This is a genomic window from Mycobacterium sp., assembly GCF_008709575.1.
Lineage (GTDB): Bacteria > Actinomycetota > Actinomycetes > Mycobacteriales > Mycobacteriaceae > Mycobacterium.
In genome coordinates this window covers 1-22,892 of record NZ_VYIK01000013.1, presented here as the reverse complement: position 1 = coordinate 22,892, position 22,892 = coordinate 1, and the positions used below count along the sequence as shown (strand labels likewise).

The following is a 22,892-nucleotide window of genomic DNA, read 5'->3' as shown; positions in this document are numbered from 1 at the left end:
CGGCGAGCTTCTCGGACCATCGCAGCCAACCGGCCCGCGACAAGTGAGCGATCACGAACAGGTTCTCGGCCCGCAGGCCCAGGTACTTGCCCCAGCGATCGGCGCCGGTGACGGCCCGGCCGTGCAGCGCGCTGACGGGCGGGTCGACCGTCTTGAGCACCGAGAACGCCGCAACGTCGATGCGCCCGATCGTTCGGCCGAGGGCGCAGCGGCGCAGATGATCGACCAGTGCCTCGACTTCGGGCAGCTCGGGCATGCCTCCATTGTGAGGGTCAGGAGCTGACGACGCGGCGCGCGTCGCGCAGCACGATCTCCAGCAGCCAGCTGACGATCGACAAGACGATCGCCGCCCAGATCGCGGTCCACCAGAAGTGGTCGATGCACAGGCCCCAGTGGGTGGTGTGGCGGGTGATCGAGGCGGTGATCCACAGCATGAACGCGTTGATCACGATGTGGATCAACCCGAGCGTGAGGACATACAGCGGGATCGACAGGATCTGCACGATCGGTTTGACGACGGCGTTCACCAGGCCGAAGATGACCGCGACGACGAACACGATGCCGATCTTCTGCCCAGCTGTGCTACCGCCGACGAAGCTGATTCCGGGCACGAGCAGGGTGACCACCCACAGCGCAAATCCGGTCAACGCCGCGCGGACCAGAAAAGCTCCCATGGCCAGAACTTACTCTGCCGGCCGCAACAAGTAGGTGTCCATGATCCAGCCGTGTCGGGTGCGCGCGTCGGCGCGTATCGCCGCGATCTGCTCACCCACGGCGCCGACCGTGCCCGAGACCAGCAGCTCGCGGGCGGTGCCCAGGTAGGCGCCCCACCAGATCCGGGTCTGGGCGGGGCACCAGCGAAACGAGCAGTCACCGTCGAGCATGACCACCGCCGACCCGGACAGTCCGTGCGCGCGCAGCTGCCGGCCCGTGGTGATCAGGACGGGTTGGCCGACTTCGTTGAGCGGGATGCGGTGCCGCGCGGCGAGGGCCTGCGCAGCGGTGATGCCGGGGATGACGTCGTAGCTGATGTCGATGTCGGCGGCGACGGCCTCGAGGATGCGCAGGGTGCTGTCGTAGAGCGACGGGTCTCCCCAGGCCAGAAACGCCCCGACGCCGCCGGGAGGCAGTTCGGTGGTGATCGCGGACGCCCAGCGGTGGGCGCGGGCCGCATGCCAGTCCGCTACTGCCTGCCGGTAGTCGTCGTCTCCTGACCGCACCGGGTCGGGCAGTTCGACGAATCGGTAGCCGGGCGCGCGGATGAACCGCGCGCAGATCTCGCGACGCAGTGCCACCAGATCGGCTTTGGCCTTCCCCTTGTCCATCGCGAAAAACACCTGGGTGCCGTTGAGCGCCTCGATCGCCTGCACGGTCAGGTAGCCGGGATCTCCGGCGCCGACGCCGATGACGTGGATATGGCGGCTGCTCATTGCCCGGCAGCCTAGTGCGCGCTCTCCGCACCGCCGGGTGGACCGTCGGGCAGACCAGAAAAGTGCTACCTCAGACAGCCGACACCGCAGGTATCGACATAACGCGCGCGCCGGTGTGGGCACGCCGCCGCTGTAGAGCCCGCGCCCCCATCGCGGATTCGGTTCACAAGCCGGGTATCCCGAAGTCGGACTCTAAACCGGGGATCCCCGACTGTGCCGGGGCCTCGGGCTGGGCCGGGGCGTCCGACGCGGGCGGGGCGTCCGTCTGTCGATGCGAGTCGGCGTATTGGATGCCTTGATTGACTTGGTCGATCGCTTGCTTGATCAGGCTGACGGCCTGCGCCTTGTGCCCACCCTTGTCGGGTGGCGCTTGCCCCAGTTCAGTGAGCGCCTGCTGCAGATCGTCGCGGGCGCTAACCATGTGGTCCTGAATCGCATAAGCCGTGCCGAGGCCGAGGACGCTGAAACTGGCAGCGACGAGGATTCCACCAACAAGTAACCGAAACTTCGAAATTTGCAACGCGAGGTCCTTTCGGCATGGAAAACGAAATAGGGGAATATTAGCGGCGCATGAGGCCCCGGACGGGCTGCAACACGCCCGGGGGTGGCCGCGCAGCTAGCATCTGCTGAGAACTCGACGAGCACAGGAGGCGGTGTGCGGTTCAGCTACGCCGAGGCGATGACCGATCCGACGTTCTACATCCCACTGGCGCAGGCTGCCGAGGCGGCCGGGTTTGCCGGCATGACGATTCCGGACAGCATCGCCTACCCGTTCCAATCCGATGCGAAGTATCCGTACTCCCCCGACGGCAGCCGCGAATTCCTCGACGGCAAGCCCTTCGTCGAGGCGTTCGTGTTGGCCGCCGCGCTGGGCGCGGTGACCACGACGCTGCGGTTCAACTTCTTCGTGCTCAAATTGCCCATTCGCCCGCCCGCGCTGGTGGCCAAGCAGGTCGGGTCGCTGGCGGCGCTGATCGGCAACCGGGTCGGGCTGGGCGTCGGAACCAGCCCATGGCCCGAGGATTACGAACTAATGGGCGTTCCGTTCGCCAAGCGGGGCAAGCGCATTGACGAGTGCATCGAGATCGTGCGCGGCCTGACCACCGGCGATTATTTCGAGTTCCACGGCGAGTTCTACGACATCCCCAAGACCAAGATGACCCCGGCGCCCACCGAACCGATCCCGATTCTGGTGGGCGGGCATGCCGATGCGGCGCTGTGCCGCGCGGCGCACGCCGACGGTTGGATGCACGGCGGCGGCGACCCCGGGGAACTCGACCGGCTTATCACGAAACTCACCAGGCTGCGCAGTGAGGCAGGTCAGACCGGGCCGTTCGAGATCCACGTGATCTCCTCCGACGCGTTCACCCTCGACGGCATCAAGCGCCTGGAGGACAAGGGCGTCACCGACGTCATCGTCGGATTCCGCATGCCCTACGTCAAAGGACCCGACACCGAGCCGCTGGATACCAAGCTCCGCAACCTGCGGACGTTCGCCGACAACGTCATCGCAAAACTCTAGACGCTACAGCGAATCCCATATCGGTGGCCGCTTTTCCCGTTGAGCCCTGGCGGCCTGGGCCGGGTTGTTGGTGAATCCGCTGATGATCTGAGTCCGGCTCTCGATCTCCTTGGAGTGGCGCAGGCTGGGCGCATCCAGCACAGCGTTGAGGCCGACCTTGGTTTGCCACACGCCGTAGACGTTGTTCGCCACGATCGATCGGGCCATCGCCAGCGCTGTCGCCATCAGGACATCCGGCGCCACCACCTCGTGGACCAGCGTGATCCGGTACGCCTCGGCGGCGTCGATGATCCGGCCGGTCAGCATCAGTTCCCGCGCCACCCCGGCGCCGACGATCTTGGGCAGCAGATAGCTGGTCCCCATGTCCATCGACGAAAAACCCGCCCTGATGAAAACCGAGCCGAACCATGCGTGTTCGGAGGCGATGCGGACGTCGCAGTGCAGCGCAAACGCCAGGCCGCCGCCAACCGCGACGCCGTTGACCGCGGCGATCACCGGGATCGGCAGCTCGCAGAGTTGGGTGAGAAGATCGGCCAGGCGAACCTGGGCGTCATAGCTGGTCTTGAACGCCGGCGCCGACAGTGTCGACGGTTTTGTCCACTTTGTCCACGGTCCACAGTGCCGCTGAGGTCGGCGCCCGCGCAGAAGCCGCGGCCCGCACCGGTCAGGATCACCGCGCGGAACTCGCCGCCGCCGAGCGCGTCCAACGCGTGATTCATGCCGTCGATCAGCGCGCCGTCGATCGCGGTCAACCGTTCCGACCGGTTGAGCGTGACACCGGCGATGTGGCCCTCAAGACTTGTCAGTTCGGCAGCTGCCATGGCGCAACGCTAGGCGACGCCTCATCCGCACCCGATGACGACCACGCCGCCGCGACGGAACCGCGCTGCACCCGGTGCTGACGTGGCCCGCATCAATGCTTGGCGAACCAATCGGCTTGCATCGACAGCAGCGCCAGCGGCTCCAACTGCGGGATGCCGGGATCGAGCTCGCGGTAGCGCTGATAGACGTTGACGACGATCCGTTCGGCATCCAGCCAGGTCGCATATTCGCCGAGGTCGATGGCGTCGGCGGCCTCGGTGAACGACAAGCCGTTGCGGTAGGCGGCCTCGGCCTGCTCGTTGACGTGCACGAGGTACCCGCGCACCGCGCGAATCCCGTCCGCATCGGTGATCGGGCCGTGCCCGGGCACCACGATCGGTGCGCCGAGCGCGAGCATCGCATCGCAGGCGGCGATCCAGTTGCTGATCGGCCCGGCCCAGACGATCGGGGTGCAGCCGACGAACAGCAAATCGCCGGCGAAGAGCACCCCGGCGTCGGGGATGTGGACCACGGAATCGGCGGCGGTGTGCGCCGGACCCAGGTTCATCAGCCGTACCTCCCGGCCGCCGACGGCGATGGTCAGCTCGCGGTCGAACGTGAGGTCGGCGTTGCGCACCGTGATGCCGCTGAAATCGAACGGCCCGAACCGGTTACGCAGGTACGGGGTGGCGATTGGGCCGAGGTCGGCGGTCTGGACCATCGCCAGCATCGCGGGCGCCATGCCGTGCGCGATCTCCTCTGCGGTGCCCTCGGCGGCGATGATTCGCACCGAGTGGTCCAGCAGCTGGTTGCCGTGGGTGTGGTCGCCGTTGGCGTGGGTGATCAGCGCGTCGGTGATCGGTGCACGGTCGGTGATCTGGCTCATCGCGGACAGCATTTCGCGCGTCAGCGCCAGGTCGAACAGCGTGTCGACGAGCAGCGAGCCGCCGTCGCCGGCGACCAGCCCGGCGTTGCTCCAGCCATACCCGCCGTCGGGCAGCAGCCATGCCCACACCCGGTCGGCGATCTCGTGCAATCCGCGGTTGTAGGGCAGCTTGGGCGGCGCGGGGTTTACCCGCGGCTTGTCGGGCCGGGCGTCGGGGTTGGGCCGCGGCGCCAGCGGCGGCGGGGCCGGGCGGTGCCGGACGGTCTGGCGGGTCTCCCCCAACCCTTGCACACGCAGGGTGACCACGTCGCCGTCGCGCAGCCAGCCCGGAAAGGATGCCAGATCGGTAAGGCGCAGGTGCTCGATCAGGGTGCAGGTGGGCACGGTGCCGGAGCCGAAGACGTCGCCCGGGTTGAGCAACACGCCGCGGGAGGCATAGGAGATCACCTCGGCGAAGCTCCAGTCCATCGCACCGGTCGACCCGGTACCGATCACCGTGTCGTTGACCAGCGCGGTCGCCTCGAGCGCAAGCTTGCCGTCGCGGCGGTAGGGCGCCAGCTCATCCGGAGTCACCAGATAGGGCCCCAGCGTGATCCCGCTGTCTTTGCCTTTGGCCTGCCCGATACCCAGCTGGCCTTCCAACTGCTGCAGGTCGCGCGCGGACCAGTCGTTGAAGATCGTGTAACCGATGATCGCCTGTTCGGCCTCGGTCACCGACAAGTCCGCGCCCCCGGTTCCGATCACCGCGGCGATCTCTAATTCGAAGTCTTGCCAGGCACTTCCGGGTGCTGTCGGCGCATCATCGTACGGGCCGAGGATGGTGGACGGACAGGCGAAGTAGAACGCGGGGATGCGGTACCAGGTGTCTTTGAGGGCCCGGTCACCGCCGATCGCCACCTGGCAGTTGCGCATGTGGTCCAAAAAGCACAGGCAGTCTCGCACCGACGGCGGACGCGGGATCGGCGCCATCAGCGTGACCTGGTCGCAACGCACGACGGTGTGCGGCGAGCGCAGCACGTCATCGCCGGCTTCCCGCAGCCGTGTGGCGCCCCGCCTGATCAGCTCAAGCAGGGTCAGCCCGGGGGGCAGCGCGTGGATCATCTCGCCGGACAGCACCCCGGTGCGTTCACCGTCGCTGTCGGTGAAACTCACCCATTTCATTCCCGCTGTACCTCGCTTCGCTCTTTGTCAGGTCGCAGGCCACGCCAGCTGGGTTGGCGCAACCGGCCGTCGGGGGTCCATTCGCTGTAGCGGACTTCGCCGACCAGTGTCGGCTCGACAAAGGTAACCCCCTTGGCGTCCCGGCCGGGAAGCGGCGCGTCGAACGGCGATTCGTCGGTGCGCAGCCGTGCCAACGCCTCCTTCAGGTTCGACCGATCACGTTCGGTGAACCCGGTGCCGACCCGGCCGACGAAATGCAGGCCCTCCGCGGCGGGGATGCCGACGACCAGCGAGCCGATGCCGCCGGCGCGCCTGCCTTCCCCGGCGCGCCACCCGCCGATGACGATTTCCTGGGTTTTCCAGTGCTTGTCTTTGATCCACGATGCCGAGCGGCGACCCGGCTGGTAGGTGGAGTCACGTTTTTTGGCGATCACGCCTTCCCAGCGGCGCGTCTGCGAGTACTTCAGTGCCTCTGCCCCGTCGCCGGGCAGCAACCCGGGAACGATGAGAACGCTATCGGTGGCCAGTGTCTCCAGCAAACGGCGGCGGTCACCGTAGCGAGCCCGCAGCAGTGACCGGCCGTCCAGATAGAGGAGGTCGAAAGCCCAGAACTCGACGCGGGTGGAGCGACCCCGGTTGTGCAGCGCGGCAAAGCTCGGCCTCCCGGATTTGTCCAGTGCGACCACTTCGCCGTCGAGCACGGCGTGGTGATCGGCGAGATCAGCGGCCACCGACTGCAATTGCGGGTACTCCGCGGTGACGTTGCGCCCGCTGCGAGAGCGCAGCCGCATCGTGCCGTGGTCGGCGTCCATCAGCAGCCGGTAGCCGTCCCACTTGGCCTCGAACGCCCACTGCGCCGCCGTCAGGTTCGCCACCGACCCCGGGGTGGCCAGCATCGGGGCGAGTTCGTCGAAGTTGAAGACTTCTTTCATCCGGTGCGCCAGCCACTGGTCGCCGTCGGTCCGAATCAGCGCGTAGCGGCCCGAGATCCGGTTGCCGTGCAGCGTGACGATGACCTCGTCATCGCCGAATTTCTCGGTGTCGTAGGTGCCGGAGTCCCAGATGGTCACCGTCCCGGCGCCGTAGTGGCCCTTGGGGATCGTGCCCTCGAACGTGGCGTATTCGAGCGGATGGTCTTCGGTGCGGACCGCCAGGTGGTTGACGAAGGTGCTCGCGGGCAGGTTTTTCGGCACCGCCCACGACACCAGCACGCCGTCGCGTTCCAGCCGGAAATCGTAATGCAGTCGCCGGGCGTGGTGCTCTTGGATCACGAACGTGTTGTTTCCCCCGGTAGCGGGTTCGGTGGTGGGCACCGGCTCCGGTGTTTTCCCCGCCTGGCGCTTGCTGCGGTATCTGTTGAGCCGATTCGGTTGCCACACCGGAGGATCCAGCGAAGCCAGCAGGTCGCCGTCTCTTTCGACGCGCGCCAGCACCTCGTCGTAGCGCAACTGGCCAAGCTCGGGATCGTCGAGTTCGTCCCAGGTGCGTGGCGCGGCGACGGTCGGTTGGGCACGACCGCGCAACGAATACGGCGCAACGGTCGTCTTGGATCCGTTGTTCTGGCTCCAGTCCACAAAAACCTTGCCCGTCCGCAGTTTTTTGGTCATTTTCACGGTGACCAGCTCCGGCATCGTTTTCTGCAGCTGCTCGGCGATGCTTTTGGCCAGAACCGACGCGTCTCGGGTGCTTATCGGCTTGTCCAGGGGGCTGTAGAGGTGCAATCCCTTGCTGCCGCTGGTGACCGGATAGGCGATCAGCCCGAGGTCGGCGATCAGGCTCCGGATCGCGCGGGCCACCACCGACAGTGCGGCCATGCTCACACCCTCGCCGGGGTCGAGATCGAACACCAGACGAGTCGCCGGACCCGGTTTGAGGTCTTGCCCTTCTCGCGTCCACTCGGCAACGAAGCGCCACTGCGGAACGTGGACTTCCAACGCGGCCTGCTGGGCAATCCAGGCCAGCGCGGTCGGGCTGTCGATGATCGGGTAGGTCGTGGTCCGAGAGCGGTGCGCGATGCTGCCGCGTGCCAGCCAGCCCGGCGCCGACGAAGGGAGCTGCTTTTCGAAGAACGACGCACCGGTAACGCCGTTCGGCCAGCGCTTGCGGGTGGCGGGGCGTCCCGCGGTGTGGGGAATCATCGCCTCGGCGATGCCGGTGTAGTAGGCAAAGACGTCGGCCTTGGTGGTGCCGGTGTCCGGATACAGCACCTTGTCGGCGTTGGTCAGCTTCACCTGCGCCACCACGGCAGTCAACCTACGCTTGTCGGCAGCCGAAACGTCGTCGGGCAGCCGAATAGCATCGTCGACGTAAATTTTCTGTTAATCAGGACTGCCGGCAGGTTTAGTCAGCGCCCACCGCGGGCACCTGCCCTGATATGCGCAAACTCATCTCCTGGTGCCACAACGCGGGCGTCCCCCTGAGCAATGCGACACTCCGAATGCACTCGCGGCGAATAGCCGTCCCAACCTATGACCGGTCAACCCTTCGGCGAAGTGTCGTGCACATCGGCACAGGCAATTTTCACCGCGCACACCAGGCGGTTTACTTCGACGACCTCGCGTCTTGCGGGATCTCCACGCAGTGGGGAGTGACCGGTGTCAATCTGCACTCGCGCGACGTCAAAGATCTTCTGTCGACTCAGGATGGGCTCTACACCGTCGTGCAATGCGGCCACGAACAGCAGACGGCACGCGTGGTCGGTGCGATCGGCTGCTTTCAGCACGCACCGAACGACACCGCAGCGGTCCGCGCCGCCTTGGCGATCCGCAAACCCGAATTGTCAGCCTGACGGTAACCGGAAACGGGTACTACCTGGATCCGGTGACCGGCGAGTTCGACGCCACTCACCCCGATGCGCGTGCCGACCTCATCGGGTCGAACGCCTCCTTTGTCACGGCGTGGGCTTATCTGACCGAAGCACTCGACCGCCGCCGCCGAGCCGGCATCGCCCCGTTTACCGTGCCCTGTTGCGACAACATTCCCGACACCACCGCGGCGGCGCGGACCGCGCTGGTGTCTTTCGCGACGTTGAAAGACCCCGGGCTCGGCCGCTGGATCGACAGGCACGTCGCCTTCCCGTCGACCATGGTCGACCGCATCATCCCGCGGACCACGGACTCCGACCGCCGGTTCGTCAAAGACACCTTCGGCATCGCCGACAAGTGGCCGATCGTGACCGAGCCCGATTGCCAGTGGATCATCGAGGACACCTTCAGCGGTGCCCGCCCACCACTTGACGAGGTGGGTGTCCAATTCGTCAGCGATGTCAGCGACTACAAACTGGTCAAGACTCGTCTGCTCAACGGAACCCATCTCGTGCTCGGCTGTCTGGGCGCGCTGGCCGGCTACCAGAGCACCACCGAGGCGATGCGCGACCGGGTCATCTTTGACTATCTCGAGCAACTGATGCGCGTGGAGATTCAGCCCTTGCTACCGGCAGTACCGGGAATGAACACACTCGGCTACCGGCACACTCTCCTCGCCCGACTGAGCAACCCCATGATGAGCGACCAGTTGTCACGATTGGCACGCCGGGGATCAGAAAAGGTGCCGTCGTTTCTGCTGCCGTCTTTGCGGGAAGCGATCGAGCAAGGCAGACCGCACACGCTGCTGATGTTGGCTCTGGCCGGGTGGGCACGGTATCTGCGCGGCTACGACCTCAGCGGTCGAACCATCCGAATCGACGATCCGCAGGCAACGTCGCTCACCGGATTGGCGACGATGGGCGGCAACAATCCCGATCCGTTGCTCAGTCATGAGATGTTCACCGAACTACGCTTGATTCCCGGCTTCGGGGAGCGTCTTGGCGAGATGATCGCAGACCTCGACGATAACGGGGTGAGCGCGCCACTGCGCCGTGCACTGCAGCACAACGACCGGGAACTGGTGCGGCAGTGACCAGACACCAGTTCACGATCGTGCGCCAATTCGATCCCGCCCCCATAACCACCCTGCTCTGTGACGCCGACGACAACCTCTTCCCTTCCGAGGAACCGGCATTCGCCGCGTCGGTCGAAGTGACCAATCGTTTCCTGGCCAGATTCGGCGTGACGGCTCCGCTGAGCGCCGAGGAGCTGCGCAGACGAGCCGCCGGGAAAAACTTTCGCAGCACTGCTATCGACTTGGCTGTGCTGTGCGACGTGCCCATCGAGCAGACGCTGGCACACGGCCGGCCCGCAGCGCGTGTCGCGTCACCCGACGACGCGGCAACCGGTCGCGTGCTGCGCGCCGACGAACTCGAACAGTGGGTCCGCCAGGAACGCGACCAGGTCACAGCTCATCTGGCTGCCACGCTGCGACCAAATCCGGGCGTGCTTGCGCCACTGAAAGCCCTCGCATCGCGATACACACTGGCGGCGGCCACTCCAGTGCCACCGCGCGCCTGAACGCCTGTTTCGCCACCACCGGCCTCGCCTCGCTCATCCCGCCGGCACTGCGCTTCAGCGCAGAAGATTCTCTTCCCACGCCGACGAGCAAGCCCGACCCGGCGGTGTATCTGCATGCAGGCCAGACAATGGACATCGACGTCAGCCAGGGCCTGGCCATCGAGGATTCGGTGCCCGGTGTCACGTCGGCAGTCGCGGCCGGTTATCTGACCGTCGGTAACCTGATGTTCGTGCCGGCCGACGAACGGCAAAGCCGCAGCGCAGAGTTGGTCGATGCCGGAACAGCCGCGATAACCGACTCGTGGCAGGCTCTCGCCGAAGTCCTCACGCTGCCGGCCATGAGCCAACCCTGAATCGACCACGACACGTAGCGACGATACGGGCCTCGGCCCGGGAGGAGTGGTGCAATCGTGTCTGACGCAATCAGCCTGAGCAATGCGACGCTGGCAAGCCTGCCCATCGCTACACCGAAATACGACCGCAGCAGCCTCGGTGTCGGTATCGCTCACATCGGAACCGGTCATTTTCACCGGGCCCATCAGGCCAACTACATTCATCGGCTGCTGCAGCAGGGGCTGGCACTGCAGTGGGGCATCTGCGGGATAGGGGTGATGCCCGGCGACTGGACGATGCGCGACGTCCTGGGTGGCCAAGACGGTCTCTACACCCTGATTTCGGAGCACCCGGACGGCAGCCGGGAAGCCCAAGTGATCGGCTCGATCATCGACTACCGTTACGCCCTCGACGATCCGCAGGCAGCGCTGGAGGTGCTGGTCGCGGAGTCGACCCGGATCGTTTCGCTGACCATCACCGAGGGCGGCTACCGCGACCCCGACGGACCCGCGTTCACCCTGATCACCGAGGCTCTGAGCAGGCGCCGCGCCCACGGAATCGCCGCGCCGACAATTGTGTCGTGCGATAACGTCGAGGCTAACGGCGAGGTCGCCAAGCGCGCCGTTCTCGCCCATGCCCACCATCGCGACCCCGAGCTCGCCGAGTGGATAGCAGAGCATGTCCGGTTCCCCAGTTCGATGGTCGACCGAATCACCCCGGCCACGACTCCGGACATGGCCGTGGAGGTGAGCCGCGACTTCGGTGTCGCCGACCGGTGGCCGGTGCTGACGGAGGCCTTCACCGCCTGGGTCCTCGAAGACGACTTCGCGAACGGCAGACCGCCGCTGGAGCGGGCGGGCGTGCTGCTGGTCGACGACGTCGGCCCGTACGAGGCCATGAAGCTACGGCTGCTCAACGGGGGACATCAGTGCCTGTGCTACTTCGCCCACCTGTGCGGGTTCGAGATGGTCAGGGAGGCAGCGTGCGATCCGTTGCTCGCTGAATTCCTGCTCACCTATTTCGAGGATGAGGCGATCCCGACCCTGACGCCGGTGCCCGATATCGACTTCGCCGATTACACCCGCACGCTGATCGAACGATTCGCCAACCCGGGGCTGCGCGACACCGTGGCGCGGCTGTGCGCCTACTCCTCGGATCGTCTCCCGAAATTTCTGCTGCCGGTGATCAACGACAACCTGGCTGCCGATCGGCCGGTCCGGCTCGCGGCGGCGGCGGTCGCCAGCTGGGCCCGCTACGCCGAGGGTATCGACGAACAGGGTGAGCCGATCGAAGTAGTGGACCAACTGGCCCCCTCTCTGGTGCCGATCGCCCGGTCCCAGCGCGAGCATCCCACCGCATTTATCGAGATCACCGCGATCTTTGGGGATCTGGCCCAGCAACCACGCTTCGTCGAAGCCTACCGCTGGGCTCTCGATTCGTTGCACCGCAAAGGAGCCCGGGCAACACTGGAGGCATTGCTGCGTTGACCCGCGCGCTGGTGATCGGGGAGGCGCTGGTCGACGTCGTGCAGCGAGGCGGCCAGGTGAGCGAGCATGTCGGCGGCAGCCCGCTCAACGTCGCCGTCGGGCTGGCCCGATTGGGTCGCGACGTCGATTTGCTGACCTATATCGGGGAGGACGGCTACGGCAGGCGAATCGTCGAATACCTCGATGCTGCGGGAGTGCAACTTGTTCCGGGCAGCCGGACGGCGTGCCGGACGCCGACCGCACGGGCGAGGATCGGCGAAGGGCGTTCAGCCGATTACACTTTCGACCTGAAGTGGCAACTATCCGCCACCCCGGCGTTGCCTCCCCCGCTCGTCGTGCACACCGGATCGATCGCCGCCGTGCTGGAGCCGGGCTGCCTGGCGGTCGCCGACCTCGTCGACACCTGTCACGCGTCGGCCACCACCACCCTCGATCCCAATCTGCGTCCCGCGCTCATCGCCGACCGCGCTGTGGCTCGTCAGCGTATTGAGCGTCTGGTCGGGCGCGCCGACATCGTCAAAGCCAGCGAAGAGGACCTGCGCTGGCTCGATCCGGAGCGGCCGCCCGAGTTGATCGCCCGCGCCTGGCTGGCGCTGGGTCCCGCGATCGTCGCCGTCACGATGGCAGAGCGCGGCGCGCTAGCGATCTGTGCGGCCGGGGAGACCCGGATGCCCGCCATCCCGGCGCGAGTGGTCGACACCGTTGGCGCCGGCGACGCGTTCATGGTCGGTATGATCGACGCGCTCTGGAGCCTCGGACTGCTGGGCGCCGCTCGACGGGACGACCTGCACCGGATCGGGCTCGGCGCACTGACGGACGTGTTGCGGACCGCAGCGCTGTTATCGGCTTTGACGGTGGCCCGCGCGGGTGCCGACCTGCCGGACCGAGCCGCCGTGTTGCGCGCGGGGTGCTCGCGCTAGACGGTCAGCGACACGGCGCTGGGATAATACTGGACGTATGCGTGCCATCTGGAAAGGCTCGATCTCCTTTGGTTTGGTGAACGTCCCGGTCAAGCTGTATGCGGCGACCGAGGACCACGACATCAAGTTCCACCAGGTGCACGCCAAGGACCATGGTCGCATCCGCTACCAGCGGGTGTGCGAGGTGTGCGGTGAGGTGGTCGAGTACCGCGATATCGCGCGGGCCTACGAAGCCGACGAAGGCCAGATGGTGGTGATCACCGACGACGACATCGCGACGCTGCCCGAAGAGCGAAACCGCGAGATCGAAGTCCTCGAGTTCGTGCCGGCGGGTGAGCTCGACCCGATGCTGTATGACCGCAGCTACTTCCTGGAGCCAGACGGCAACGCGTCGAAATCCTATGTGCTGCTTGCTAGGACCCTTGCAGAGACCGATCGGGTTGCGATCGTGCATTTCGCTCTGCGCAACAAGACTCACCTTGCGGCATTGCGGGTCAAAGACTTCAGCAAGCGTACGGTCATGGTGATCCACACCTTGTTGTGGCCCGACGAGATCCGCGACCCCGACTTCCCTTCCCTGGACAAAAAAGTCGACATCAAGCCCGCGGAACTCACCATGGCCGCCCAGGTCGTGGAGTCGATGGCCGCAGACTTCAATCCCGACCGCTACCACGACGACTATCAGGACCAGCTGCACGAGCTGATCGAGGCTAAACTGCAAGGCGGACAAGCATTCACCGTCGAGCAATCGACCGAACTGGACGAGACCGAAGATGTCTCCGACCTGCTGGCCAAGCTGGAGGCCAGCGTGCGGGCGCGCTCCGAGCGCAGTCGCCAGCCGGCCAAAAAGGCCCGGGCCAGGGCGGCTCCGAGGCCCTAGAAGGGTGGCGGACCCGCGAGACAGGTCTCGTTGACGGCGCGCTCACGGCGGATGCGGGCGGCGCGCTCGTCAGCACAGCGTCGGCCGTCGCTTGCCAGGTGTTGGGACCACCCGTTTGCTGTGAGGATCGTTCCGGTTGTTTAGGTTGCCGGGCCGTGTGGTGATGGTGACTGATGGCTGATTGCAGTGGGTCCGTCGTTGACTGGTCTCTCGACGTGGCCGGTCGGCGCCGTCCACTCCCCGGTGTCGTCGGCCAGTTGTCGATCGGCCCAACCGCCGATGCCGCTGTAGAAAGGTCTTCAGCAGATCGTCCCCGGCAGACGCCATCGACAACGCGTTCGACCTCGACCGGGGCGTGTCATAAGTCGCTCTTGCCGGCCATCGACATCGTCGTCAGGTGCGCGTCGCGGATAGACCTCACCCATCGCCGCCAGCCCGCGTGCGCCCATTGCGTTCCGCCGGCGCGTCGCCGCCGCCATGGCATCGACCACACCCGTGTCATCAAGACCAGCGCCGGCGAGCCATTCGGCACATGCCGAGCCCCGGCCCCTGCGCCCTTGTTACGGTGACGTCCGTGATCCTCGATAAATTCCGGCTCGATGGCCGAGTCGCCGTCGTCACCGGCGCCGGCCGCGGGCTCGGTGCGGCCATCGCCGTCGCCTTCGCCGAAGTCGGGGCCGACGTCGTCATCGCCGCGCGCACGCAATCCCAACTCGAGGCCGTCGCCGAACAGGTCAGCGCGGCGGGGCGGCGCGCCCACGTCGTCGTCGCAGACCTCGCGCACCCCGAGGCGACCGCCGAGCTGGCCGGCCGGGCCGTCGACGCCTTCGGGCGACTCGACATCGTCGTCAACAACGTCGGCGGCACCATGCCCAACGCGCTGCTGAACACGTCCACCAAAGACCTCAAGGACGCGTTCACGTTCAACGTCGGCACCGCCCACGCGCTGACCACCGCGGCGGTGCCGCTGATGCTCGAGCACTGCGGCGGCGGCAACATCATCAACATCACGTCCACGATGGGGCGGGTGGCCGGACGCGGTTTCGCTGCCTACGGCACCGCCAAGGCGGCACTGGCGCACTACACCCGGCTGGCCGCACTGGACCTGTGCCCGCGAATCCGGGTCAACGCCATCGCTCCGGGCTCGATCGCCACCTCCGCACTGGACATCGTGGCCTCCAACGACGAGCTGCGCGCGCCGATGGAGCGAGCGACGCCGCTGCGCCGTCTCGGTGACGCGAGCGACATCGCCGCCGCCGCGGTCTATCTGGCGTCGCCGGCCGGAGACTACCTGACCGGCAAGGTACTCGAAGTCGACGGCGGCATCACCTTCCCGAACCTCGATCTCCCGATCCCGGACCTGTAAACATGACCACGCACGGCACCATCCGCGTCGCCCAGATCGGCACCGGCAACGTCGGCGCCCACGCATTGAAGGCACTGATCACCAACCCGCAATTCGAGCTCACCGCGGTATGGGTGTCCTCGCAGGCCAAAGCCGGCAAAGATGCCGCCGAGCTCGCCGGCCTCGACGAATCGACCGGGGTGACCGCCACCACCGATCTGGACGCGGTGCTGGCCACCGGGCCGGATTGCGCGGTCTATACCGCGATGGCCGACAATCGGCTGGCCGAGGCGCTCGAGGACTACCGGCGCATCCTGGCGGCCGGGATCAACGTCGTCGGCAGCAGCGCGGTGTTTTTGCAGTACCCGTGGCAGGTGCTTCCGCAAGAGATGCTTGCGCCACTCGAAGACGCTGCGCGAGAAGGTAAGTCCAGCCTCTTTGTCAACGGGATCGATCCCGGTTTCGCCAACGACTTGCTGCCGCTGGCGTTGGCGGGCACCTGTCAAAGCATCCGGCAGATCCGATGCATGGAGATCGTCGACTACGCCACCTACGACAGCGCGACCGTCATGTTCGACGTGATGGGCTTCGGCAAGCCGATCGACGAGATCCCGATGCTGCTGCAGCCCGGTGTGCTCGGCCTGGCGTGGGGCTCGGTGGTGCGACAACTGGCCGCCGGTCTGGGGCTGGAACTCGACGGCGTCGAGGAGATGTACGTGCGCGAGCCGGCGCCCGAGGATTTCGAGATCGCCGCGGGCCATATCGCCCGGGGCAGTGCGGCGGCCCTGCGGTTCGAAGTGCTCGGACTGGTCCACGGCGACCCGGTCGTCGTCTTAGAACACGTCACCCGGTTGCGGGACGACCTGTGCCCGGACTGGCCGCAGCCGGCCCAGCCCGGCGGTTCCTACCGCATCGAGATCACCGGTGAGCCGTCCTACGCCGTGGACATCTGCCTGGGCAGCCGCTACGGCGACCACAACCACGCCGGCTTGGTGGCCACCGCGATGCGGGTCGTCAACGCGATCCCCGCCGTGGTCGCCGCCCCGCCGGGCATCCGCACCACACTGGACCTTCCGCTGGTCACCGGCCGCGGCCTCTATACCCCGGGCTGAGCGATCCAGCGTTTCGGCTAGCCTAACTTCCGCATTCGCATGGTAGAAAGTGGGTTAGGTGGCTCAAGACCTGCGGTCTCCGTCGGCGACCGGCTGGTATCTGCTCGGGCCGGCCTTCGTCGCCGCCATCGCCTACGTGGACCCGGGCAACGTCGCGGCCGACGTCAGCGCCGGCGCAGAGTTCGGCTACCTGCTGCTGTGGGTGATCGTGGTGGCCAACCTGATGGCCGCCCTGGTTCAATACCTTTCGGCCAAACTCGGCCTGGTCACCGGCCAATCCCTGCCCGAGGCGATCGGCAGCCAGCTGCGCCGGCCGATCCGGCTGGCGTTCTGGCTGCAAGCCGAACTGGTCGCGATAGCCACTGACCTGGCCGAAGTGGTGGGCGGGGCCATCGCGCTGGACCTGCTGTTCGGGCTGCCGCTGCTGCTCGGCGGTGTGATCACCGGAGCCGTGTCGCTGTTGCTGCTGATCGTGCAGAATCGCCGGGGTCAGCGCATCTTCGAGCGCGTCATCGCCGGGCTGTTGCTCGTGATCGCGGTCGGTTTCGCTGCTAGCTTCTTTGTCAAGGGAGCGCCGTCCGGCACCGCGATCGGCGGGCTGGTTCCTCGCTTCGACGGCCCCGAGAGCGTGCTGTTAGCGGCCGCGATCCTGGGTGCCACGGTCATGCCGCACGCCGTCTATCTGCACTCCGGGCTTGCGCTGGATCGGCACGGGCATCCGCGGGCCGGCCCGCGCCGGCGGCAGCTGCTGCACGTGACCCGCTGGGACGTCGGACTGGCGATGTTGGTCGCGGGAGCCGTCAACGCCGCGATGCTGCTGGTCGCCGCCACCAATCTCCAGGGCCACGACACCACCGGTTCCATCACCCATGCCTACGAGGCTGTCCGCGCCACCCTGGGTCCGGTGATCGCGGTGCTGTTCGCCGTCGGGCTGCTTGCCTCGGGTCTGGCATCGACGTCGGTGGGGGCGTATGCCGGCGCCGTGATCATGCACGGGCTGCTGCACCGCTCGATCCCCGTGCTGGCACGTCGGCTGGTGTCGCTGGTGCCCACCCTGATAATCCTGGCGACAGGCGTGAACCCCACACGCACACTGGTGCTCTCGCAAGTCGTCTTGTCGTTCGGTATCCCTTTCGCGCTGTTTCCCTTAGTCCGGCTGACCAGCGACCGCAGGCTCATGGGTGTCGACGTCAATCACCGCCTCACCACAGTGGTTGGCTGGGTCATCGCCGCGCTGGTTAGCCTGCTCAACGTGGTGCTGGTCGTTTCGACCGCGACGGGCTGAACACCGGACCCGATATAACCAAGAGCACCATCGCGCCGGAGACGGCGCCGATGGATGCTCACCGACCAGGCCGGAGGTGCCGCTATGACCCCGCCCACATCGCGTGCTTTTCGCTGTCAAGTCGGCATCCGCACGCTGACGTCGCGCGCCGCGGTGCAGGAGAAGGCACACCGATTCGAGGGTTGGGGGTTCGATGTGCTGGTGTTGCCCGACCACCTCGGCGCACCCGCGCCGTTTCCGGTCTTGACGGCGATCGCCGCGGCCACTACCACCATCCGGTTGGGGACCTATGTGCTCAACGCGTGCTTTTACAAGCCCGCGCTGCTGGCCCGGGATGCCGCCGCGGTCGACCTGCTCAGCGACGGGCGCCTGGAACTCGGCCTCGGCGCCGGCTACGTTCGGGAAGAATTCGAGGCCGCCGAACTGCCCTACCCGAGCGCGGGGCAGCGCGTCGACTACCTCGAGCACGTGACCGGCTATCTCAAGGAACATCTGCCGGGTGTGCCGATTCTGATTGCCGGCAACGGCGATCGTCTGCTGAGGGTGGCTGCCCGCCACGCCGACATCATCGGGCTAACGGGGGCCAAAACGGCCGCAGTTGCCGATCCGCTCGCCGAGCGCGTCGCATTCGTCCGCGCCGCCGCCGGGGACCGGTTCGACGATATCGAGCTGAACCTGGCGATCACCGCGGTGCCCACCGACAGCTCCGGCATCCCCGACTTGTCACTGACCCGCAGATATGCACCCACGCTGTCCGACGACGAGTTGTTGGCGCTGCCCGCTGTACTGCGCGGATCACCGCGCGACATGGCCGACACACTGCGGGCCTACCGCCAGACCTACGGCTTGACGTCATTCACCGTGCAGGAGAACCACGCGGAGAGCTTCGCGAAGGTGATCGCCGAGCTACGGTGAGCAGCGACGGCGTTCGCGAGCGCAGCACTGGCCCTTCACCGCGTCGACTCGGCGCGGCAAACTGGAAGGGTGAGGCTATTCGATGATCGCGTCGACGCCGGCCGCCAGCTGGCCGCGCGGTTGGACTCGTTACGCGGAGCCGACATCGTGGTGTTGGGGCTGCCGCGCGGTGGAGTGCCGGTGGCCTACGAAGTCGCCAAGGCGCTGCGCGCTCCGCTGGACGTGCTGCTGGTGCGCAAGCTGGGCGTGCCCTTTCAGCCCGAACTGGCTTTCGGCGCCATCGGCGAGGGCGGCGCGCGGGTGATCAACGAATCGGTCGTGCGGCAAGCCGAACTGTCCGAGGACGACATCGCGGCGGTCGAGGCGGAGCAGCGGGCCGAGCTGACCCGCCGCGCCCGGCGTTTCCGTCAAGGGCGTGAACCCATCTCCTTGACAGGACGAGTTGCCGTGATCGTCGATGACGGGGTCGCGACCGGAGCAACCGCGAAGGCCGCCTGTGAGGTGGCCCGCGCCCGCGGCGCCGGCCGGGTGGTACTGGCGGTTCCGATCGGCGCCGACGACATCGTCGCGCGGCTCGCCGGATACGCCGACGAGGTGGTGTGCCTCTACACACCTGAGTTCTTTTTCGCTGTCGGGCAAGGCTACCGCAACTTCGCCCAGACTTCGGATGAGGAAGTGGTCGCGTTGCTCGACCGCGCCCGCAGGGGTTTTCCCGACCCGGTGACCACCGGAGCGCCGGGGAACACCGGCTCGCCGTGTTAGCACCGGCGGTCGGCACAGGCGGGCATCGCAGTGTCCCGCATACCGCGGACCTGCGGATCGAGGCCTGGTCGCCTACCCGCAACGGCTGTATCAGGGAGGCGGTGCTCGGCACCGTGGAAAGCTTCCTCGACACGTCGTCGGCTCAGCCCCATCACACTGTCGTGCGCCGACTGAGCGCACACCGTGACGACGATCTGCTGGTTGCGGTGCTGGAGGAGGTCATCTACCTGCTGGACACTACCGGTGAGGCCCCCGTCGACGTCGAGGTGACCGGGACCGACGACCAGGTGGAAGTCAGATTCGCGATGGCCGATGCGGGTTCGCTGCCTCAGGCCGGTGCAGTTCCCAAGGCGGTGTCCCTCACCGATGTCCGTCTGGCGCCCGCGCAGTCGTGCTGGCGCTGCCTGGTGACGCTGGACGTGTGACCGAGAGCAGCCATCGAGAGCAGCCATGAAGATCATCGCGGAAACGCCGTACCGGTTCCGAATCGAACAAGAAGGTCACATGCGCGTGCCGGGAATCGTCTTCGCCTCCGAATCGCTGCTGCCCGAGCAGCCCGCCGATATGGCACTGCAGCAGGTCGCCAACGTGGCCACGCTGCCCGGAATTGTGCGGGCGTCCTACGCGATGCCGGATGTGCACTGGGGATACGGATTTCCCATCGGCGGCGTGGCGGCGACCGACATCGATGCCGGCGGGGTGATCTCGCCGGGCGGAGTTGGCTTCGACATCTCCTGCGGGGTCAGGCTTTTAGTGAGCCCCCTGGACCGCGAGCAGCTACAACCCAAGATGGCGGCGGTGATGGACCGCCTCGACGCAGCGATACCCCGCGGTGTGGGTACCCGAGGCATCTGGCGGCTGAGCAATCGCCGGATGCTCGAGCAGGTGCTCACCGGTGGCGCCGGGTTCGCGGTGGACCAAGGCCACGGCACCGCCCGCGACCTCGAGCGATGTGAAGACCGCGGCGTGCTCGAGGGGGCCGATGCAGCCGGAGTCAGTGATCGGGCGATCGAGCGCGGACTTGGCCAGGTCGGCAGCCTGGGCTCGGGCAACCACTTCCTGGAAGTACAGGCCGTGGATCAGGTTTACGACGCGACCGCGGCCACCCGGATGGGGCTGGTGCCGGGCAGGGTCTGCGTCATGATCCACACCGGCTCGCGCGGGCTTGGCCACCAGATTTGCACCGACCACGTCCGGCGAATGGAAAACGCCATGAACCGCTACGCGATCGACGTGCCCGACCGGCAACTGGCTTGTGTGCCTGTCGACTCGCCCGAAGGGCAGGACTATCTGGGGGCGATGGCGGCTGCGGCCAACTACGGACGCGCCAACCGGCAACTGCTCACCGAAGCCACCCGCCGGGTGTTCGAAGAACTCACCGCGACATCGCTGGAACTGCTCTACGACGTCTCGCACAACCTCGCCAAGCTCGAAACGCATGCGGTCCAGGGGCGGTCCGCGACGCTGTGTGTGCACCGCAAGGGCGCGACCCGGTCGCTACCACCGCATCATCCCGACCTGCCGGCCGAGTTCGCCGCCGTCGGGCAACCGGTGCTGATACCGGGCACGATGGGCACGGCGTCCTATGTGCTGGCCGGTGTGGCGGACAACCCCGCGTTCTTTTCCACCGCCCACGGCGCCGGCCGGGTACAAAGCCGTCATCAGGCTGCCCGCCAGACCGATGCCGACGCGCTGCGTCGCGACCTCGAACGGCGCGGCGTACTGGTGCGCGGCACCTCACGGCGAGGCCTGGCCGAAGAAAAACCGCAGGCCTACAAGGACATCGACGCGGTGGTCGAAATCAGCCACCGGGCCGGACTGGCCCGCAAGGTCGCCCGTCTCACCCCGCTGGGTGTGGTCAAGGGCTGAACACCAGGAACATTGTGACTTCTGTCTCTATCGGTCGTCGGTGCGGAAGTGGGAAAACTTAAAAGCGTTTCCGGCAACAACTCGAAGGAGGATCATGGCTGATCTACCAGTGCGTCGGCACGCCCGCTCGTGGCTTCCGGCTTGGTCCGATTTGTGGTCGGACTTGTGGACCGGTTTTCCGTCCCTGGCCGCTGCGCGGCCGAGCCATCTGATCCGGTTGGAGGACGAGATACGCGATGGCCACTACCTGGTGCGCGCCGAACTGCCCGGCATCGATCCGGAGAAGGACGTCGACGTCACCGTGTGCAACGGCGAGTTGACCATCAAAGCCGAACGCAGCGAGAAGAAGGAAGTCGGCGGCCACTCCGAGTTCGCCTACGGCTCGTTCACCCGCTCGATCACCCTGCCGCAGGGCGCCAACGAGGACACCGTCAAGGCCACCTACGACCGGGGCATCTTGACCGTGGATGTGGAACTCCCCCAGGCAGCCGCCACCACGACGGCGGAGAAGCACATCAAAGTCGAAACGGTCGGCTGACCGACTGGCTCTGTATACCCTGGTGGGTATCGGGTAGGCTTAATCCGGTACACCGACACGGTGCCTGCTGTGATCAGCATGCGCCCGCTACCGAAAGAGGGTAACCATGTCCCTGGCCATCAGCACATCGACCGCCGCAACCGACTTCGACAAAGTTGTCTCAAAAACCCGGGAAGTATTGAAGGACAACGGTTTCGGAATCCTAACCGAGATCGACGTGCAAGCGACCCTCAAAGAGAAGCTGGGCGAATCGATGGAGCGCTACCTGATCCTGGGAGCCTGCAACCCGCCGCTTGCCCACCAGGCGTTGTCGGCAAAGAAGCAGGTCGGCTTGCTGATGCCGTGCAACGTCGTGGTCCGAGAAGACCCGGAGAACCCGGCGACAGTGCACGTCGAGGCGATGAATCCCCAGTTGATGGTGCAGTTCGTCGAGGATCCCGGGCTGTCACCGGTGGCCGAGCAAGCGACCAAGCAGTTGCAGGCCGCGATGGACACCCTCGCCGAGGAACTGCGATGACGTCGATCGACCTCTACGTCGATCCGATCTGCCCGTTCGCCTGGGCGACGTCACGGTGGCTACTGGACGCGGCCGGCGCCACCGGACACGAGGTCACCCTGCGGCAAATGAGCCTGGCGGTATTGAACGAGGGCCGCGACATGCCGCCCCCGCAGCGCGCCAAACTCGACTGGTCACGCCGGGTGGGCCGGGTGTTCGCCGCCGCGACCGCAGAAAGCGGGCCCGGTGCGTTCGCTGATCTCTACGTAGCTTTCGGCCCGTTGGTGCACACCGCAGACGCCGACCCGGGCGACAGTTCGATCAAAGAAGCACTGGCCGCGACAAGCTGCAGCCCCGCCCTCCTCGACGCACTCGAAGACCCGGCCTGGGACGACCTCGTGCGCGTGGCCCACCAAGCCAGTCAGGACGTGCTCGGCGGCAGCGGCGGCAGCCCGATCATCGCCGTCGGCGGCCGGGGATATTTCGGGCCGGTGCTGATGGAGCTCCCGGCTCGCGACGCCGGCATCACTCTACTCGACGCCGTGCTGACCGCCGTGTCGATGCCCGGATTCGCCGGACTGCACCGCCCCTACCAGGGCCCGCCGTCGGTACCCCAGGCCGGAGGTCGCTGATGTGCCATGCCGTTCGATGCCGCATCTGCGGCCTGGTGACCTGGTCGGGTTGCGGTCTGCACGTCGACCAAGTCAAGGCGCAGGTACCGCCATCCCAGTGGTGCGACGGCCACACCGAGGCTAAATCGCGCCG

18 protein-coding genes and 5 pseudogenes are annotated in these 22,892 nt (G+C 66.6%); 16 read left to right on the top strand and 7 right to left on the bottom strand.

The window, feature by feature from the left end; translation table 11 throughout:
• Positions 1–22: 22 nt before the first annotated feature.
• The 4 genes and pseudogenes from F6Q13_RS04590 to F6Q13_RS04575 all read right to left on the bottom strand — a co-directional run.
• Positions 23–256, bottom strand: a pseudogene (locus F6Q13_RS04590) (DNA-formamidopyrimidine glycosylase family protein); the annotation flags it as partial.
• Between the two features lie 16 nt (positions 257–272).
• On the bottom strand, positions 273–674 hold the full coding sequence (locus tag F6Q13_RS04585) for a phage holin family protein (RefSeq protein ID WP_293052893.1): 402 nt from the start codon (positions 672–674) through the stop codon (positions 273–275).
• A gap of 9 nt (positions 675–683) precedes the next feature.
• A complete protein-coding gene (cobF, locus tag F6Q13_RS04580) occupies positions 684–1,430 on the bottom strand; it encodes a precorrin-6A synthase (deacetylating) (protein ID WP_293052890.1) in 747 nt (248 codons plus the stop codon).
• 163 nt (positions 1,431–1,593) lie between these two features.
• Positions 1,594–1,950 (bottom strand): hypothetical protein, encoded by a 357-nt coding sequence (locus tag F6Q13_RS04575; protein WP_293052887.1) that lies wholly within the window; start codon positions 1,948–1,950, stop codon positions 1,594–1,596.
• A 135-nt stretch (positions 1,951–2,085) separates the two neighbouring features.
• Between F6Q13_RS04575 and F6Q13_RS04570 the strand changes: the two genes are divergently transcribed.
• On the top strand, positions 2,086–2,952 hold the full coding sequence (locus F6Q13_RS04570; RefSeq protein WP_293052884.1) for an LLM class flavin-dependent oxidoreductase: 867 nt from the start codon (positions 2,086–2,088) through the stop codon (positions 2,950–2,952).
• Positions 2,953–2,955: 3 nt separating this feature from the next.
• Here the strand turns inward: F6Q13_RS04570 and F6Q13_RS04565 are convergent.
• The 3 genes and pseudogenes from F6Q13_RS04565 to F6Q13_RS04555 form a co-directional block, all read right to left on the bottom strand.
• A pseudogene (locus tag F6Q13_RS04565) lies at positions 2,956–3,773 on the bottom strand (enoyl-CoA hydratase/isomerase family protein).
• A gap of 92 nt (positions 3,774–3,865) precedes the next feature.
• Positions 3,866–5,800, bottom strand: a complete 1,935-nt coding sequence (locus F6Q13_RS04560; RefSeq protein WP_293052881.1) for a fumarylacetoacetate hydrolase family protein — start codon at positions 5,798–5,800, stop codon at positions 3,866–3,868.
• On the bottom strand, positions 5,797–8,043 hold the full coding sequence (locus tag F6Q13_RS04555) for an ATP-dependent DNA ligase (RefSeq protein ID WP_293052879.1): 2,247 nt from the start codon (positions 8,041–8,043) through the stop codon (positions 5,797–5,799). Before F6Q13_RS04555 ends, F6Q13_RS04560 begins: the two co-directional genes overlap by 4 nt.
• Positions 8,044–8,174: 131 nt before the next feature.
• Between F6Q13_RS04555 and F6Q13_RS04545 the strand changes: the two are divergent.
• From F6Q13_RS04545 to F6Q13_RS04470, 15 genes and pseudogenes are all read left to right on the top strand, one after another.
• A pseudogene (locus F6Q13_RS04545) lies at positions 8,175–9,697 on the top strand (mannitol dehydrogenase family protein).
• Positions 9,694–10,538: pseudogene (locus F6Q13_RS20265) on the top strand (HAD-IA family hydrolase). Before F6Q13_RS04545 ends, F6Q13_RS20265 begins: the two co-directional pseudogenes overlap by 4 nt.
• 54 nt (positions 10,539–10,592) lie before the next feature.
• Positions 10,593–12,005 carry a mannitol dehydrogenase family protein gene (locus tag F6Q13_RS04530; protein WP_293052995.1) on the top strand — a complete coding sequence of 471 codons (1,413 nt, stop codon included), beginning with the start codon at positions 10,593–10,595 and terminating at the stop codon, positions 12,003–12,005.
• The gene (locus F6Q13_RS04525) at positions 12,002–12,925 is read left to right on the top strand and encodes a carbohydrate kinase (RefSeq protein ID WP_293052864.1); all 924 of its coding nucleotides are present in this window, start codon (positions 12,002–12,004) and stop codon (positions 12,923–12,925) included. The genes F6Q13_RS04530 and F6Q13_RS04525 overlap by 4 nt, the downstream gene beginning before the upstream one ends.
• A gap of 37 nt (positions 12,926–12,962) precedes the next feature.
• Complete coding sequence (locus F6Q13_RS04520; protein ID WP_293052861.1) at positions 12,963–13,805, top strand: Ku protein; 843 nt, start codon at positions 12,963–12,965, stop codon at positions 13,803–13,805.
• A gap of 574 nt (positions 13,806–14,379) precedes the next feature.
• On the top strand, positions 14,380–15,171 hold the full coding sequence (locus F6Q13_RS04515; RefSeq protein WP_293052993.1) for an SDR family oxidoreductase: 792 nt from the start codon (positions 14,380–14,382) through the stop codon (positions 15,169–15,171).
• Between the two features lie 2 nt (positions 15,172–15,173).
• A complete protein-coding gene (locus F6Q13_RS04510) occupies positions 15,174–16,262 on the top strand; it encodes a diacylglycerol kinase (protein WP_293052858.1) in 1,089 nt (362 codons plus the stop codon).
• A gap of 58 nt (positions 16,263–16,320) precedes the next feature.
• A complete protein-coding gene (locus tag F6Q13_RS04505; protein WP_293052855.1) occupies positions 16,321–17,547 on the top strand; it encodes an Nramp family divalent metal transporter in 1,227 nt (408 codons plus the stop codon).
• Between the two features lie 84 nt (positions 17,548–17,631).
• Positions 17,632–18,462 (top strand): TIGR03621 family F420-dependent LLM class oxidoreductase, encoded by an 831-nt coding sequence (locus F6Q13_RS04500; protein WP_293052852.1) that lies wholly within the window; start codon positions 17,632–17,634, stop codon positions 18,460–18,462.
• A 69-nt stretch (positions 18,463–18,531) separates the two neighbouring features.
• Positions 18,532–19,179: pseudogene (locus F6Q13_RS04495) on the top strand (phosphoribosyltransferase); the annotation flags it as partial.
• A 38-nt stretch (positions 19,180–19,217) separates the two neighbouring features.
• Entirely contained in the window at positions 19,218–19,649 is a 432-nt protein-coding gene (locus F6Q13_RS04490) for an archease (protein WP_293052849.1), read from the top strand.
• A gap of 25 nt (positions 19,650–19,674) precedes the next feature.
• Entirely contained in the window at positions 19,675–21,093 is a 1,419-nt protein-coding gene (locus F6Q13_RS04485; RefSeq protein ID WP_293052846.1) for an RtcB family protein, read from the top strand.
• 91 nt (positions 21,094–21,184) lie between these two features.
• A complete protein-coding gene (locus F6Q13_RS04480) occupies positions 21,185–21,631 on the top strand; it encodes an Hsp20/alpha crystallin family protein (protein ID WP_293052991.1) in 447 nt (148 codons plus the stop codon).
• 106 nt (positions 21,632–21,737) lie between these two features.
• Positions 21,738–22,148, top strand: a complete 411-nt coding sequence (locus F6Q13_RS04475) for a DUF302 domain-containing protein (protein ID WP_293052843.1) — start codon at positions 21,738–21,740, stop codon at positions 22,146–22,148.
• The gene (locus tag F6Q13_RS04470) at positions 22,145–22,759 is read left to right on the top strand and encodes a disulfide bond formation protein DsbA (RefSeq protein WP_293052840.1); all 615 of its coding nucleotides are present in this window, start codon (positions 22,145–22,147) and stop codon (positions 22,757–22,759) included. The genes F6Q13_RS04475 and F6Q13_RS04470 overlap by 4 nt, the downstream gene beginning before the upstream one ends.
• Positions 22,760–22,892 lie beyond the last annotated feature (133 nt).